This is a genomic window from Chryseobacterium sp., assembly GCF_022712095.1.
Taxonomy (GTDB): domain Bacteria; phylum Bacteroidota; class Bacteroidia; order Flavobacteriales; family Weeksellaceae; genus Chryseobacterium.
On record NZ_JALAHD010000124.1, the window covers coordinates 1 to 15,529 of the forward strand.

The 15,529-nt window shown below is 36.2% G+C and carries 16 protein-coding genes; 11 read left to right on the top strand and 5 right to left on the bottom strand.

All coding sequences use genetic code 11. The annotated features are described in order from the left end of the window. The coding region (locus Q0A18_RS06165) for a RagB/SusD family nutrient uptake outer membrane protein (RefSeq protein ID WP_292009277.1) at nt 1–652 on the top strand (652 nt) is incomplete at its 5' end. After that, nucleotides 639–3,203, top strand: coding sequence for a prolyl oligopeptidase family serine peptidase (locus Q0A18_RS06170; protein WP_292009278.1), 2,565 nt, complete (start codon nt 639–641; stop codon nt 3,201–3,203). The genes Q0A18_RS06165 and Q0A18_RS06170, both read left to right, overlap by 14 nt. A 38-nt stretch (nt 3,204–3,241) precedes the next feature. Here Q0A18_RS06170 and Q0A18_RS06175 read toward each other — a convergent pair whose 3' ends face one another. From Q0A18_RS06175 to Q0A18_RS06190, 4 genes are read right to left on the bottom strand one after another with little or no spacing between them, the layout of a single operon-like run. Beyond that, nucleotides 3,242–3,511, bottom strand: coding sequence for a DUF6520 family protein (locus tag Q0A18_RS06175; RefSeq protein WP_050019631.1), 270 nt, complete (start codon nt 3,509–3,511; stop codon nt 3,242–3,244). Between the two features lie 23 nt (nt 3,512–3,534). Next, nucleotides 3,535–5,040 carry a MauE/DoxX family redox-associated membrane protein gene (locus Q0A18_RS06180; protein ID WP_292009279.1) on the bottom strand — a complete coding sequence of 502 codons (1,506 nt, stop codon included), beginning with the start codon at nt 5,038–5,040 and terminating at the stop codon, nt 3,535–3,537. Between the two features lie 9 nt (nt 5,041–5,049). Further along, on the bottom strand, nt 5,050–5,217 hold the full coding sequence (locus Q0A18_RS06185; protein ID WP_157837469.1) for a hypothetical protein: 168 nt from the start codon (nt 5,215–5,217) through the stop codon (nt 5,050–5,052). Nucleotides 5,218–5,233: 16 nt separating this feature from the next. Next, nucleotides 5,234–5,461 carry a hypothetical protein gene (locus tag Q0A18_RS06190; protein ID WP_050022317.1) on the bottom strand — a complete coding sequence of 76 codons (228 nt, stop codon included), beginning with the start codon at nt 5,459–5,461 and terminating at the stop codon, nt 5,234–5,236. A gap of 305 nt (nt 5,462–5,766) precedes the next feature. Here Q0A18_RS06190 and Q0A18_RS06195 point away from each other — a divergent pair, with 305 nt between their 5' ends. The 9 genes from Q0A18_RS06195 (at nt 5,767) to Q0A18_RS06235 (ending at nt 14,376) form a co-directional block, all read left to right on the top strand. Next, complete coding sequence (locus Q0A18_RS06195; RefSeq protein ID WP_292009280.1) at nt 5,767–7,413, top strand: helix-turn-helix transcriptional regulator; 1,647 nt, start codon at nt 5,767–5,769, stop codon at nt 7,411–7,413. An 80-nt stretch (nt 7,414–7,493) separates the two neighbouring features. Next, nucleotides 7,494–8,345, top strand: a complete 852-nt coding sequence (locus tag Q0A18_RS06200) for an RteC domain-containing protein (protein WP_292009281.1) — start codon at nt 7,494–7,496, stop codon at nt 8,343–8,345. 163 nt (nt 8,346–8,508) lie between these two features. Next, nucleotides 8,509–8,769, top strand: a complete 261-nt coding sequence (locus Q0A18_RS06205) for a helix-turn-helix domain-containing protein (protein ID WP_292009282.1) — start codon at nt 8,509–8,511, stop codon at nt 8,767–8,769. Nucleotides 8,770–8,788: 19 nt separating this feature from the next. Continuing rightward, nucleotides 8,789–9,340: a hypothetical protein gene (locus Q0A18_RS06210; RefSeq protein WP_128572503.1), complete on the top strand. Its 552-nt coding sequence runs from the start codon at nt 8,789–8,791 to the stop codon at nt 9,338–9,340. Between the two features lie 6 nt (nt 9,341–9,346). After that, nucleotides 9,347–9,598 carry a DUF3853 family protein gene (locus tag Q0A18_RS06215; RefSeq protein WP_050022311.1) on the top strand — a complete coding sequence of 84 codons (252 nt, stop codon included), beginning with the start codon at nt 9,347–9,349 and terminating at the stop codon, nt 9,596–9,598. Beyond that, complete coding sequence (locus Q0A18_RS06220; protein WP_292009283.1) at nt 9,598–10,311, top strand: hypothetical protein; 714 nt, start codon at nt 9,598–9,600, stop codon at nt 10,309–10,311. The genes Q0A18_RS06215 and Q0A18_RS06220 overlap by 1 nt, the downstream gene beginning before the upstream one ends. A 328-nt stretch (nt 10,312–10,639) precedes the next feature. After that, entirely contained in the window at nt 10,640–11,737 is a 1,098-nt protein-coding gene (locus Q0A18_RS06225) for a hypothetical protein (RefSeq protein WP_292009284.1), read from the top strand. Nucleotides 11,738–12,157: 420 nt separating this feature from the next. Next, on the top strand, nt 12,158–12,994 hold the full coding sequence (locus Q0A18_RS06230; RefSeq protein ID WP_292009285.1) for a toprim domain-containing protein: 837 nt from the start codon (nt 12,158–12,160) through the stop codon (nt 12,992–12,994). A gap of 179 nt (nt 12,995–13,173) precedes the next feature. After that, entirely contained in the window at nt 13,174–14,376 is a 1,203-nt protein-coding gene (locus tag Q0A18_RS06235; RefSeq protein WP_292009286.1) for an IS256 family transposase, read from the top strand. Between the two features lie 296 nt (nt 14,377–14,672). Here Q0A18_RS06235 and Q0A18_RS06240 read toward each other — a convergent pair. Then, nucleotides 14,673–15,529 (bottom strand): site-specific integrase (locus Q0A18_RS06240; protein ID WP_292009287.1); only part of this gene is annotated, 857 nt, incomplete at its 5' end.

The following is a 15,529-nucleotide window of genomic DNA, read 5'->3' on the forward strand; positions in this document are numbered from 1 at the left end:
CATCCAGAATACTGACTATGTTTTTCAAAATGACCTTTCCAAAGTATTTCAGAAAGCAGGAAAGCATATTATCTGGCAGCTAAAGCCTAAGAACAATACTGATCCGACAAGCGAAGCCGTGCTCTATAATTTTGTGGGTGCGCCTACCTCATTTGTTTTGAATCCGGATCTTATAGCTTCTTTTTCAAGTACCGATCTTCGAAGACAAAACTATTTCACCCCGGTCGTATTTGGCTCACAAACTAATTATAAGCAGACCAAATACAAGGTGACTACTGCTACCAATACAACAGAATATTCTATCATCTACAGGCTGGAGGATGTGTACCTGATGCTGGCAGAAGCTTTAACCATGCAGAACAAAACAGCCCAGGCGGTTCCTTTGATCAATCAGACAAGACAAAGGGCAGGATTAGCACCGCTTGGTACTGCCATTTCGCAGGTTCAGGCAATGGAAGAAATAAAAAATGAAAGAAGAAAAGAATTTTTTGCAGAACACGGAAGCCGGTTTATTGACCTTAAGAGATGGGGACAGCTGGATCTTTTACAATCGGTAAAGCCTAACTGGAAACTGGCCAATCAATATTTACCGTTGCCGCAGAAAGAAATGCTTTTAAACAATCACTTAACACCGCAAAATGATGGATACTAAACCATGTATGGGCAATATGAAGCTGGAAGTGCTAAGAAAATATTACATGAAGAAGGTAATCCAAAAGCGAAATTCCTATGCGGTCGTATGGATATTATGGATATTTCTTCTTATTGTCATGCCGCAAAACCTTTCAGCCCAGCGGTATGAGCATTTGGAAAAGCTGGTTAAGGATACCGAAGAAATGAAATTTCCTCAGGCTTCTGATAACGGCAAATGGCTGGCATGGTACATTTTCGCTTCTGACGGGACAAAGAAAATGATGCTGCAAAGTACAGTGGATAAAGACTATAAACAAGAAAGAAAAAATATTGATTTTATTATGTTTGTGGAGAGTCATCTCGCGATACAGGCAAAAGATACTCTAGAGTATCTTAATCCCGAAACAGGAAAATTCCGTTTTTTTTATCATGTAAAAAAATGCATCTACAATAAACAGCAGAATACTCTTATGGTACTGTATACCGAAAAAGAAGGAAACAGGCTGGAAGTTTATGATCTTGATACGAACCTGAGGCAAACCATTTCCGGTATACAGCATATCTATTCCGAAGGTGATGAGACCATCGCTAAAAAGAGAACAGGTGATCTGAATGAAGCTTTGATTTTGAATAAAGGGGTCTTCAAGACCCTCTTTTCGACCCATGCTGAGCTCAGTAATGTGCTGCCTTCCGGTATGAAACAGAAAGGCTTTATTATTCAGACCCGAGAGAAAGGCAGGACAAGCCTCTATTATATTTCTCAAGATAAAAAACAATATATGTTTGATGGAAGCGGGTATGATGGCTATGATCAGATGATGCTGAATCCTTCGCATTCTAATAATAGTATTGTCCTAAAATTAGGAAAGAAAATCCCGCCTTCAAAAGGAATGGTTGATATTTGGTACGGGACAGACTTCGACCTTAAAAAGCATGCAAAAGCGGTAACCGAATACATCCAGGTCGACTGGGAGCCGGTAAGCGGTAAGCAGATTCTGATGGCTCGTCCCGGCTATTTCGGGGAGACTGCTATCGGCAATTCACGCTACCTCATGTATGAAACCGACAAGCAGCAGGTGGATAAAATGGATAAGGCAGGAGGAAATAGCTTTGACAGGCTGTATCTCTGGAATGCGGTAACCGATACCTATACCCTGATTACGGATCTGCGGAAACAGATGGTAATATCACCTTCAGGCCAGTACTTGTTAATTCAGAAGGAAAACAGCTGGCAGCTGTATAATACGGTAACTTTGAGGATGGAAGATGTAAAGATTCCCGCTGCCATGATTCCTTACTTTACTTCGGAGAAAGAGGTTCTATGGGTAGGAGGAAACAGAATCTCTGAATATAATCTGGCTGCTAAGAAAGTGAAAGAAGTGTTTACCACAAATGATGATTCTGAAATAGAGCTGGTGGATTTTACAAGAATCAGTACGGAACTCGGATACGGTAGAGACTTTAGGACCGCAGATATCAAAAAGAGCTTGCTGTTAAAAATCACTGGTCAGAAGACCAGCTATACCAGCTATGCTGGGTTAAAAAACAGGAAGCTAAATATCATTCAACAACCGACCCCTGATGAGATCACGGAATTTAAAAGAATGAATAAGGGTGAAAATTATTACTGGATAGAAGAAAACTACAATAAACGGCCAAGGCTCGTGGTAAAGAAAGGAAAAGAAGGCCCAAAGGTGATGTATGTTTCAGATCAGAATAATCAGAAATTTGAACAGGCAGAGCTGATTAAAATTTCTTACAAAGGCTCGGATGGAGAAACCGTAAGTGGTGCATTGTATATGCCGCTGAATTATGACCGCTCAAAAAAATACCCAGTAGTTACCCATGTGTATGAGAAGCAGGATTATATGACCAAAAGATTCCTTCGGCCTTCCTTCTCGAATCCCACCGGACTGAATATCCCGCTGTTGATGGAGGAAGGCTTCGCCGTACTGCTTGCTGATATCTCACAGTCTGACAAAGGAGCGGGAATTTCAGCACTGGAAAGCATTAATAATGCCTTAGACGAATTACAGAAGATCAGAAATGTGGATATGACAAAGATCGGGCTCATGGGGCAGTCTTTTGGCGGATATGAAACCAACTTTATTGCCGGGCACTCCAACCGTTTTGCAGCCTATGTCTCCGGATCAGCAGTTTCTGACGTGGTAAGAACCTACTACGGCTATAATTATCATTTTAATGCTCCCGACTATTACAGGTATGAAGGGCGCCAATACTGGTTTAAAGCTACACTGGCAGAAAATCCTGAAAAATACATTAAAAATAACCCGATAATGTCTGCCCAGAATGTCAGTGCACCCATGCTGTTGTGGACGGGGACTGATGATGGGAACGTAAGCCCTGAAGGATCCAAATCCATGTTTATTGCCTTAAGAAAATACCGCAAGCCGGTTATTGCCTTGTTTTATGATAAAGAAGGGCACAGTTTAAGCAGGGCAGAAACACAAAAAGACCTGACCGTGAAAATTCTGGATTGGTTTAATTATCATTTAAAGAATGAAAAAAATATTCCCTGGATACAGAAATACATAAAGGGTGCTCAATAAAGTGCACCCTTCTTTTAGTAGTTAGTAATAGCTAACAGTTAAGGAATTCTGAATAATTCTGTTTCGCAACTGGATTCATACAGGTCATGGACACCAGAAGCGTCACTTACTGTACAGACAATACCAGTATTATCTGTCGTACAAAGCTGACTTGTCATGACACAAGGCTGTTCCGGATTTTCAAGATCAATTTTCCATCCAGGAATATCAGCTTTTTTAGTCTCTGATGCTACAGTGGTAGCATACGCACTGCCTGCTCCGATTAACAGGATAGCCAATGGCAATGCGATTTTTCTCATTTTTTTCATTGTTATAAATTTATTATTGGTGCCTACTCTTTGTACAGGTTTTCGGCTTCCCCTGAAATGAAATGTTGAGTGATGTTTTGCGCAAAACGATATCTGATCAGTTCATTTTCTATCATTACATACAATTGGTTTCCCTGTATGGTAAATTGTACACGTTGCTCCTTATTTCTGTTGGGAATACTGATACTGCCAAGGTATTTCTGCTCTTGAATAGAATAAAGATCAAGTATAATTGCTTTATTACCCCTGTCTTTTTCCAGCTTTCCTTTGCGGTCCGACTCCACAAATAGAACCCCTTTATAGGCAATTGACCTTTTGTTAACCACCAAAGGATTGTTAAGTTTTCTGCTGCCATCGGCTAAGTGGGAAAGACCGAGCCGTGGAATGCTGACGGTATCAATAGTCCTGAATACATGTTTTGATTTAATATTTCGATCAGTAACTACAAACATGTTCTTATAATGGTAAACATAAACAACCTTACCTGTAAAAGGATCATAATTTAATTGTCCATCGGGCTCAAAAAAACCTTCTTTATGCTTTTCCAAAAGCTGTGGATTAAACTTTACAGAATCCTTGCTCCCCTTACTGATAATCCCCAGGCTCTGAATCTGCTTTTTGCGGTGGAAAGCACCTATGAGAAAGTGATTATGATCAATTCGTTTGATTTTCCTGAAATAAGTTTTTCCAATATTTTGCTCAGTGAGCTTATTGCTCCCGATTGTTCCTTCAAAAATGATCGGGATTGCTCCGTCATACAATGTGATAAGACCGTCTGTAACTTCAAGCAGGGGAGACCTGAAATTAATGTCCGTGCGGCTGAGTTGCAGATTTCTTCGTTCCATTCCCGTAAAATGGGTAATCTTTGTGAGTGAGAACGGCGCTGTGTAATTTCCAAGATATAGGGTGTCGCCTGAAAAGCCGGCAAAATAATAGGAGTTCAGTTTTAAATCATAAGTCCCATTTTTAAGGATAGGATGCTGTAAAAATCTTCTTTGAAAACTATTATCTTTCTTAAGAATATATTCTGACTTTTGATACATGATGAGAATTCCGGTAATACAGAATCCTGCTGTGATTAGAAGGCTGAAGAAGAGCTTCCCTTGTCTTTTCTGGTTTGCATAGGTGTCGATACTAAGGGCAACTACAGCAACCGCGACGCATATTATGTTAAAAATGAGATGTGTTTGCCAATCCATTTTTTCAAGAATTCCACCGCAGGAACAGGGAATAAACTCACTATAATTGAGGATAAGATAAATATAGATACTAAAAAGAACCATCAGTATGTAGGAGCCGTACAATCCAATGAATCTCGTTTTATCAAACAGCAAAAAGAAGCAGACTAAAAGTTCAAGGAATAGTATTCCATAGGTAATTATTATAGCATAAGCACTTAACAATGGAGACTGGGCGATTTGAACCTGAAAGTTTTCAAAATCAAATATTTTGCTGATGGCTGCGTAGCAAAACAACAGGATAAAAAAATAAGCAATCCATATGGCAAGTTGTGTCAGTTTCTTTTTCATAATAAGATTTTAACAGTGGTATAACAATATCCAGCGTACTTTTACGCCACAATAGGTAGGCATAGCCATTTTTTCATTTATCGTGATGGTAGTAGTAAGAGGTCCTATGGTTTTCCATATTCCGCTAACCGGGCAGTTGTTTCCTGATTCAATGATGAGTGGCAGCTGAGTTTCCATATTAGTTCAAATTTGATTACTTATTGACTTTCCAGTTATCACGGTCTTTTGGCGGATCGGTCTCACCGATTTCCATTTCTTTTCCAAGTTTGGTACTGTCTACTTTTGAGACCATTCTTTCAGTCGTAAGAACAGGCATCTCCGGATAAGGAATCTGAGGAAGACTTTCTTCGCGACAGGATAAAATAACAATTGAAAGTAAAATTCCTGCAAAAATATGCAGAGTTACTATTTTGGTTTTCATGATTTTGGGATTAAAAAATTAACAATCCCGGCCGGTAGTTTTTTTAGAATTCTGAAAGCGAATTTAGAGCATGGATTTTTCGAAAAAAAAGGTTGGTGGATCCGATTTATAAATTTTCTGGATCCGATTTATAAATCGGATCCACATTTAATAACGTGTTAATTAATTGTAAATCAGGTAGTTTTGTTACATTTATTATGAATGATTCCTAAAGTGTAGAAATAATTTTTTGCTTGGTTCATTTTGCTTAATTTTGAATCATATTTGTAATATTTTTAACATTATATTGTCAATTTATTTTTATTTTGAAAATAATATTCTGTTTTTGTGTTTTCTTTTGCTTTTTGGTTAATGGTCAGAGATATTCTGATTACAGGGTACGTTATGATAATTTTGAAGAAAACGATGAACGTGCCCTTGAGTTTGTCAATATCTATATTAAAGAAGCGAAAGCATTTAAAAATTATAAGGAGCTGACCCAGGCGTATCGTGATGCCGTCAGCTTTTCGAGAAATAAAAAAGTAGAATACTCGGACAGCGCTATATGGGCTGCTTCCCAAACAAATGACCCCGATCTTATAGGGAATTCCTATCTTACAAAAGGAAGTGTTTACTATTTTACCTACAGAAAATATCAGAAGGCTCTTGATCAGTATCTGAAGGCTTGGCAATATTTAGACAAAAGTAAAGATCCCTATCTGTATCATAAGAATATGTACCATATAGGAGTTGTCAAAAGTTATCTAGGATATTATGAAGAAGCTTTTACACTTTTTTCAAAGTGCCGTTCTTATTATAGAGATACAAGCGTTCCTGCAGATTTTCCCAATCTTCGGTATAATATGAAAAAGGGATATCTGAACAGCCTTCATCAGATGGGTATCTGTCTGTTTTATCAATCAAAAATAAAAGAGGTTTCCGATCTTATTAATGAAGGATTGGAGGCTTCGGCCGAGGATAAAAATTTTTATATAGAAAGAAGCTATTTTTATAAGCTGAGTGGAATCTTAGACTACCTAAGAAAAAATGACCGGGAGGCATTGTCGGACTTTAACATTGCTTTGGCAGGCATTGAAAAGAAAAGTGATTTTACCAATGCATCGCTGATCTACTTTTTAAAAGGTAAAATTCTATTAAGAAATCACAGAGAAAATGAAGGTATTAATTATTTAGAAAAAGTAGATAGTATATTTCTGGGACGAAATTTTGCACATCCTTCAGTAAGGGAAGCGTTTGAGCTGCTTATCACACATTACAAAGATAAAAACGATAACAAGAAAGAATTGTATTATACCAAACAGTTATTGCAATTTGATAGAGTAATGCATAATGATTTTAAATACCTTTCAGGAAAAATCGTTAAAGAATATGATACCAATGACTTGCTTACATCCAAAAAGAGACTGGAATCTTCAGCTTTTTACGGATATCTTATTGCAGGAATTTCTTTCGGTGCTCTGCTTTTACTTTCTGTAAGGTATTTTAAGGTAAAAAAAAGTGTTAAAAAATATCAAGTTTCTGGTGATCAGACTCCGGGAAAAGAAGGTTATAAAGATCCAGTTTCAATAAAACATTCCAAGCTGCCTGAAAAATTGGTAAAAGAAATATTGAATAAGCTCGAAACTATGGAGCAAAACAGATTTTATTTAGAAAAAGAGATTACCCAAAGTCAGCTTGCCAAAAAGCTGAAAACGAATACTGCTTATTTATCGGCGGTTATCAATGAATATAAAGGAGCGAATTTTAATACGTACATCAATAGGTTACGGATCGACTATGCTAAAGAAATGCTAAGAACCAGTGTGCAGTGGAGGAAGTATTCCATTGATACGATAGCTGATGAATGCGGATTTTCCACAAGACCCAAATTTTCTACATGTTTTATAGAATTAACAGGTGTAATGCCTTCGGAATATATTCAAAAAATCAATGATGAGTCTGGTGATTCATAATTTTATTGGATGTCATGTTGTGTAATTTATCCTTAAGCATTTGTTATAATCCTTTAAAATTAATACTTATTATTTAAAATATGCATGCCAATTCGTTTTTTAAAAAGTGTAAGCGATTAGAGACTAGCTTAGGGAAAAAGCTTGAACAGATTAGTTTTGATCAAAAAAATAATCCCATTGATTTATACGAGCGTTCCTTGATGGAGATAGATGCTGCAATAAGAGCCATCAAGCTGGATGTAAGCTCATACCAGTTTTCAACGGTTGCCGACGAAGTTTATTTCTTTAAGGAGATCAAGCCCGTTTTCATTTCGCAGTTTATTTATTTTTCGAAACTTTTATCAATTGAAGCGGCTAAGCCTAATGCGGGAGAGTTAAGCCTCAAAGAATATTTTGAATGCGAATTGGAATTGTTGAAAAACTTTTATGAAAACCATACCGATTTTTACGAATATTACAGGCGTAAGGCTACCTATCTTGATCAAAAATATTTCGTCCGGAATCAGTTTGACCTGAAAACCAAAATAGAAGCAGGCCTTTATGATTATGATGAAAAATTTGCGACGTCACATGACCATCTTATTTCCCAAATTATGGCCAATGACCGATTGGAAAAATATCTTTTGAAATCTATTGCAGAAATTAATGTCTATGTGTATGAAAAGATAACCGATAAATCCCCGCTCCAATGGTCGGCGTCAAAATCTGCCCTGGTCGAACTTTTGTATGCGCTCCACAATACCCGTTCATTTAATGGTGGCAATATTGAGTTTAGTGAGATTATTAAATTTACCGAAAAATCACTCAACATTAACCTGGGTAACTTTTATAAGACACTACATGAGATAAAAAGCAGGAAAACCAACCCTACTAAATTTCTTCAGCTGCTCAGTGACCATTTGAATCAATCATTCCAGGATGGTGATCAATAGGCATTTTTTCTTGTTTTTACACTATAAATCGAATTATTAGTGCTTTTTCAATAATTCCTTTATTGATGGAGAGTATATAAAAATCTTTCGGTAGTACCGAAGACCTACCGAAAGAAATCCGGCCTGATTTCGAAAATTTGTCAAACAAACAATTTTTGAAATTATGGCAATATCCATTATCACCAAAGAAGACCTTCAGCAATTCAAAATAGAGCTGCTGGAAGATATTAAAGATCTGCTTCAGGTAAGAACGACAGAACAAAAATTATGGCTCCGTACTTCGGAGGTCAAAAAACTTCTGAATATTTCTTCGGGAACCTTACAGAATTTGAGGATTAACGGAACCCTTTCTTATACGAAGATAGGGGGAATCCTGTATTATAATTACAAAGACATTGAGAAGCTGCTTACGAATTCTAAATAGTCACAGAAAACAGAAAATCATGAATCAGACTAAAGATATCATTAGTTTTTTCGGGCATGTCATTAAAGATAGCCGGATGTATCCTTCTCATATCAGTATATATGTTGCACTTTTTCAATGCTGGAGCATGAACAGGTTTCAGAGCCCCTTTCGTATTTATCGAGGTGAGGTCATGAGATTGGGCAAGGTGAAATCTTTAGGAACCTATCACAGGTGTATCAAAGAGCTACATTTGGCTGGATTTATTATGTATTTCCCCAGTTACGATCCTTATAAAGGAAGTCTTGTTGAGATTGTTGATTTTGACGAGTGTGAAACTTCTATAAATAAAGCTTTCCCGGAGCAAAAATTATCAGTACAAAAAAAGATTCTCTTTTCTGTACCAACATTTTATGAAGTAGAATTATATTTTAATGAACGTGATTTGCCTTCTGCTGGGGCACATGAGTTTTATTCCTTTTATGATTCTCAGAATTGGAAATTAAGTGAGGGAAAATTAATGAACAGTTGGCAGGCTGCTGCAAGGAATTGGATTTCTAAGGAAAAAAAGGTAGCTAAAATCAATCAATAAAAGAAAATGAAAAAGATAGATCCACAAACACCCCTTTGGAAGCTGACGGTCGAGGAATTTTTGGAAATCATCAAAAACCTTGGTTCGGAAAACAGGCATGAATACGGACTCAAGGGATTAGCGAAAGTACTGGGATGTTCCGTTTCAAAAGCTTCGGAAATAAAATCCTCCGGAATTTTGGATGAAGCTATTATACAAAAGGGAAAAATTATCATCATAGATAAGCAAAAAGTACTGGAGCTTTTTGGACGGAAATAATGATGTATTATCAGGAGCTTATACAAAAATTTTGGGAATCTGGTCCAAAAGCGCAACTGGGTACCACTGCTGTTGCAATCTACCTGTATCTGTTGAAATTGGCGAATGATAATAACGGATACGATGTTACTGTTTCCGACGTAGCGATTGGCAATACACTAGGACTAACAAGAAAAACGGTAAGACCTGCCAGAGAAGCGCTGCGGAATGCAGGGCTGGTTCATTATAAAAACAAAAAAGGATATTCCTATTCATATAGAATAGTTCTGGATTATCCTTTACCAATCCAAAAGCAGGAAAAGAAACAAAAGCTAAAAATCAAACGTAATCCCCCGGTAGCGATCGCTAAAGAAAATGAAAATTTGCCTGTGGTTGATTTATCCGTCATAAGTACTATCGAAATTACGGAACAGAAAGAGATGGCATCCTTTGATAATAGGGAGCCTGAGCCTTTTAAAATAATAGCCGGCATCCCTTCTTTGGAAGAATTTATAGACTATGCTAAAACGCTGAGCGGCTATGAAGAATCTATACATTCCGCTATTAAGGAGAGGTACGCTTTATGGGTAAATAGTAACTGGTGTAATAATTTGGGGAAACCCATAACCAGCTGGAAATCCTCATTGAAAAATCTTTTGCCCTATATAAAAAACAGGAATGATAACGGACAACTGTCTTTAGAGTCAATCCCGACTATTAAACCTCCAAAATGATTCTTTAAAGAACATAAGTATTGATGTTTATCTATTAAATTTTAAAACGATAAAAAATAAAACTATCAGATATAAAGCTTGGACAAAAAGTAAGTCTCAATGGCATTCTTGCTGAGTATCAGGGAATTCAAAAAGTTAGAATACCCAATTTCGGGAAAGTGGAGAAAAGAGTTTTCAGAATAGATGAAACAGGGGAGTACCTGTATTATAATCTTAATGAGGGCTCAAAAACTCTAAAGACAGAGAAAATTAAATTGCTATAAAGGTCTTTCAATCTGAACAAAGTTCTGTTAAAGATCAAAATTAAAGCACACTAAAAATATAAATTATGGCGATTCCGGAAAAAGATGTAAGGTTTGTCAGAAAGATATTTGAGGATAAAGACGAGAGAATTCCCGAAAGAATACGTCTGGGTAATCATTTTGTGGACGATTTTATTTTTGAAGATCAAGAAGCTGCTGATATTCCGATCAATGCACTACGTGTTATTTTTAACATTATTTCGATTATCAGCAGTGAGCAGTTCCGCCCTGAGGACCGTCCAAAGCAGCTCTCTTTATTTGATGAAGAATTTGAAACTGAAAATAATATTTTTGCCTCTATTAAAATCCGCAACAGTAAAATCTCTCCGAGTGGCTCAACCAAACAGGTTGTAGAAGCCTATGAGTTTCTTGCCCGATTCAAAATGGGCTGGTATAAATCAGTAAATTCCAAAGGAAAGGAGATTAAAACCTTTGGAGGGCTGATTTCAACTCCAACGTATGATCAAAGAGGGTATACTTCCTTTCTTATCAGCAGCTATTGGCTGAAAAAGCTAATGATTATTCCCGAATATAACTACATCCTGTATAATCTGGTATATAATATCAGAAACAACAAGCACATTATTTTTGCCATCTGGCTTTCAAAACTTCCTGAAGATGGAACCATGATAAAACTTTCGTCACTGAACAAAAAGTTTGGACTGAACTATAAAACCGCGAATGATTTTTGTTTCAAGTTCCTCAAAACTGCAAAAGTAAATTTCAACAGGTACAATACCCTTTCATTCAATTATCATTACAAAGGGGATTCTATTTTCATTCATCCTTTTTACAATAAAATGGTAAGCGATACCGATATGTCGGAGCACACAGCAGAGAAATCAAAAATTGCAAAGAGGCTCTATTATTTTCAGAAAAGGTATGGCCTGGGACAACGGGAAATGCTCCAGTTTTCATACCAATACAAAACTATTCCGCAAACCCGCGGGCTGATAGAAAAGGCTTTTGATGAATTTATAAGGATTAACAGGCTGGAAGGAATAAAATCCACGAATTATCAGGGAACGGCTTTTTTAAACAAGATACAGGAACTTATTATACAATTCTACAGGGAAACAAAAATGGGGGAAATACTGCCCAACGGTTATCCCGTGATTCTCTGATTTCGGAATTGCGCTCATCCGTATTTCGGATTTGTACTCATTCGGAATTCGGAATTGCACTCGCTGAAGTTAAGAAAATGTTAAAATTTAGATTTTTATGAAGCTGATTTCGGAATTGCACTCATTCCTGAACTATAAAACCAGTGAAAATGACAGATAAAATGAAAATAAGAAAGGAAAACCAGATTCGATTCGGAATTGCACTCATCTTGCAAATGGCATTTTTTCGGAATTTCGCTCATCTGAATTTCGGATTTGCACTCATTTGGTGTTCGGAATTGCGCTCATTTGAAAAACAATGCAAACGCTTTGCGACAGGCAGATACCACGAACTATTAAAAGTTTATTTAAAAGATAATAAAAGTCTTTTTTTTATTAAAAGGAAAATCCGGGGTAAAAAATTGCTTTAAAAAGAAAAAAATGAATTGCGAAAAAATCAAACAAAAAGTCGGAATCCGGACGGTTTTAGAATCCTTCAATCTTTTTCCCGTGAAAGAAAACGGAAAGTCCGCTTTCTATTTTGCATTGGATCGGGAAGAAAAGATTCCCAGCCTTTCGGTGGATTTTATAAAAAATAAGGCATTCGACTTCGGAACAGGAAAAAGTTACGATGTGATCTCAATTGTCCAAACCATTAATAGATGCTCGGTCTCCGATGCTTTAAAATATCTTGGAAAGCTTGACTTTTCATATGAAAGAACTGAAAAAAACAGTAAGGAAGGTTGGCAAACACGGACTTATGAAGTTTCAAAAATACATGAAATTACCCATCCCGCTTTAGTCAGGTATCTGACAGAAAGAAAAGTTCATGAGCAGAGTCATTTTATAAAGGAAATCCATTTTCGTTTAAGATGGAAAAATTATTTCGGAATAGGTTTTCTCAATGATTCCGGAGGCATAGAAATTAGAAATCAATATTTCAAAATCTGTTTAGGAGATAAAGATGTAACCCTGATTGAAAATAAGGCAGATGAGATTGCTGTTTTTGAAGGCTTCTTTGATTTCCTGACCTACATAAATATAGAAAATGAAAAGGACTCTAACTCAGATTATCTCATATTAAATTCTACAGCAATGCTTTATAAAGCTGAAAAGAAACTAAACAGATACAATAAAATTTCACTTTTTCTGGACAATGATTCCAATGGAAAAACGACCACTGAAAAAATGATAATAAAATATGAAAATGTAGAGGATTGTTCTCTAATTTACAAAGGTTTTAAGGATCTTAATGAGTGGTTTTGTCAGAAGAAATAATGAGTAATTAAGTCCTGGTTGCTTACGTAGTATGTATTCAAGAATAAAACTCCCAGTATTTTGGGGTAGTGTCTCACTAACTGTGTAAGTTAAAAAGTTATTCTGGAAAATTTATAGCCCTTAAAGCTTAATAAATTTTTCGGAAATAACTTTTTATTATTTTTAACCATTACATAGTTATGATCGACAAAGAAGACTTACTAAACAACAAGGAATTTTACAAATCCTTCAAGAATGGAGAAGATTTAACATCATTCTTCAAAGAACTGCACAAAAAGGCAGTAGAACATATGCTTGATGCTGAACTTGATGCTCATCTGGACAATGAAAAACATGAAAAAACCAAAGAAGGAAACTATCGTAATGGGCATGGAACCAAGAAAATAAAATCCTCTTTTGGAGAGAGTGAAATCAAAGTTCCCAGAGACAGGGCAAGTAGTTTTGAACCCGTATTAGTTCCAAAAAGGCATAACATCATCGAAGGATTGGAGAATATTATTATCTCATTCTACGCCAAAGGCATGAGTGTGAGCGATATCGAAGAGCAGATTAAAGAACTATACGATTTTGAAATATCTTCCTCTGCCATTTCCAGGATTACCAATGCCGTTGCCACCGAAGTGATTAGCTGGCAAAGCCGCCCGTTAGAAGATTTGTATTTAATTGTCTGGATGGACGGAATCGTATTCAAGGTTCGTGAAAACTCCAAGGTCATTAACAAAACCATCTATTTGGCAGTAGGATTAAATCGTGAAGGCAAAAAGGAAGTTCTTGGAATGTGGCTCGGTAAAAATGAAAGTTCGAGCTTCTGGATGGGTGTTTTAACGGATCTCAAAGCTCGTGGCGTGGAAGATATCCTCATTACGGCAACAGATAATCTGAACGGATTTACCCAAACCATTCGCTCAGTTTTCCCACAATCTCAAACCCAAATCTGTGTAGTTCACCAGATCAGAAATGCCTGTAAATATGTGGTCTGGAAGGATAGAAAAGAGTTCTCTGCAGATATGAAGCTTATTTACACCGCTCCTACAAAACAAGCAGCAGAAGCTGCTCTAAGGGATTTTGCAGAAAAATGGGAATCCAAATATTCCTACGCCATCAAATCCTGGAGGGATAATTGGGATGAATTGACCATATTTTTTGAATTTCCTTTAGAAATCCGTAAAATCATTTACACCACCAATTTAATCGAGAATCTCAACGGCAAAATCCGAAAATACACCAAAAACAAAATGTCTTTTCCTACGGATGATGCGGTCTTGAAATCTGTTTATCTTGCTTTAAAAGAAGCCACAAAAAAATGGTCAATGCCTATCCAGAATTGGGGTATTGTTCTCAACCAATTTATGCTTATTTTTGAAGAAAGGCTCAGATTATAAAATCTAAGCCATGACTTTTTAACTTACACACTTTATGGGATAGTGTCAAAAGAAAATAAAAAAAGACGATAAACACTGTTTACTTATCAGTCATTTTAATCTTTTGATTTTCCTTATAAAATTTAGTATTCAACCAATACAACTTTTTCCTGAAAACTTTAAAATAAAAAAGGACTCAGATTATGAAAATCCAAGCCTAACTTTTTAGCTTACACACTTTGTGGAAAAGTGTTTCTTCCAATTTAAATGCTTTTATTGCAATTGGAGGAAGAGTGGCAGTACTATGGTTTACATCTTCAACACACTTCTTTTTTTTCTTTTATCAATATTTTTTTTAATACCAGCATATCCTCTCCAATTTTTTTATCTTGTATTTTAGCATAATGCTGCGTCATTCGAATGTTGGCATGACCAAGCATTTTACTTACGGTCTCTAAAGGTACACCATTATTGAGGGTAACCGTAGTAGCAAATGTATGTCTTGCCGTGTGAAAAGTAATATCAAAATCAATTTCACATAAGTCTCCAATCTCTTTTAAATACCCATTCATCTTTTGATTGCTTAGTACCGGTAAAACAGTATTTTCATTTACACATTTCGGATGATTTTCATATCTACTTAAAATTTCCTGTGCTTCTGGTAGCAGGGGTATACTGGCTTCGACCTTTGTTTTAACCCTTTTAGTTTTTATCCATAACCCTGTATCAATTCCTTTTGTTATTTTATCTCTAGTAAGATTCTTGGCATCAATATAGGCTAAACCAGTAAAACAGCAGAATACGAAAATATCACGGACTACTCTTAATCTGTCAGAATTAAAATTCTTTTCACGGATTTTTTGTAGCTGAATATCAGTTAAGAATCTGACATCTACGCTTTCTATTTTAGATTTATAACCTATAAAGGGGTTTTTGCTAATCCATTCATTGTTGAGACAAATATTGATTATTTTTTGAAAATTTCTAATGTATTTTACAGCAGAATTATTGGAGCAGTTTCTAACAGTACGTAGGTAAAACTCATAATCTGCAACGAATCCGGGATTAATATGACGGACATCAATATCACTGAGATTAAATTTCCATTTCAAAAATGCCTGAGTATGTCGTAATGATGTTTCATACCGTTTCCACGTTCCTTTAGAAAATTCTC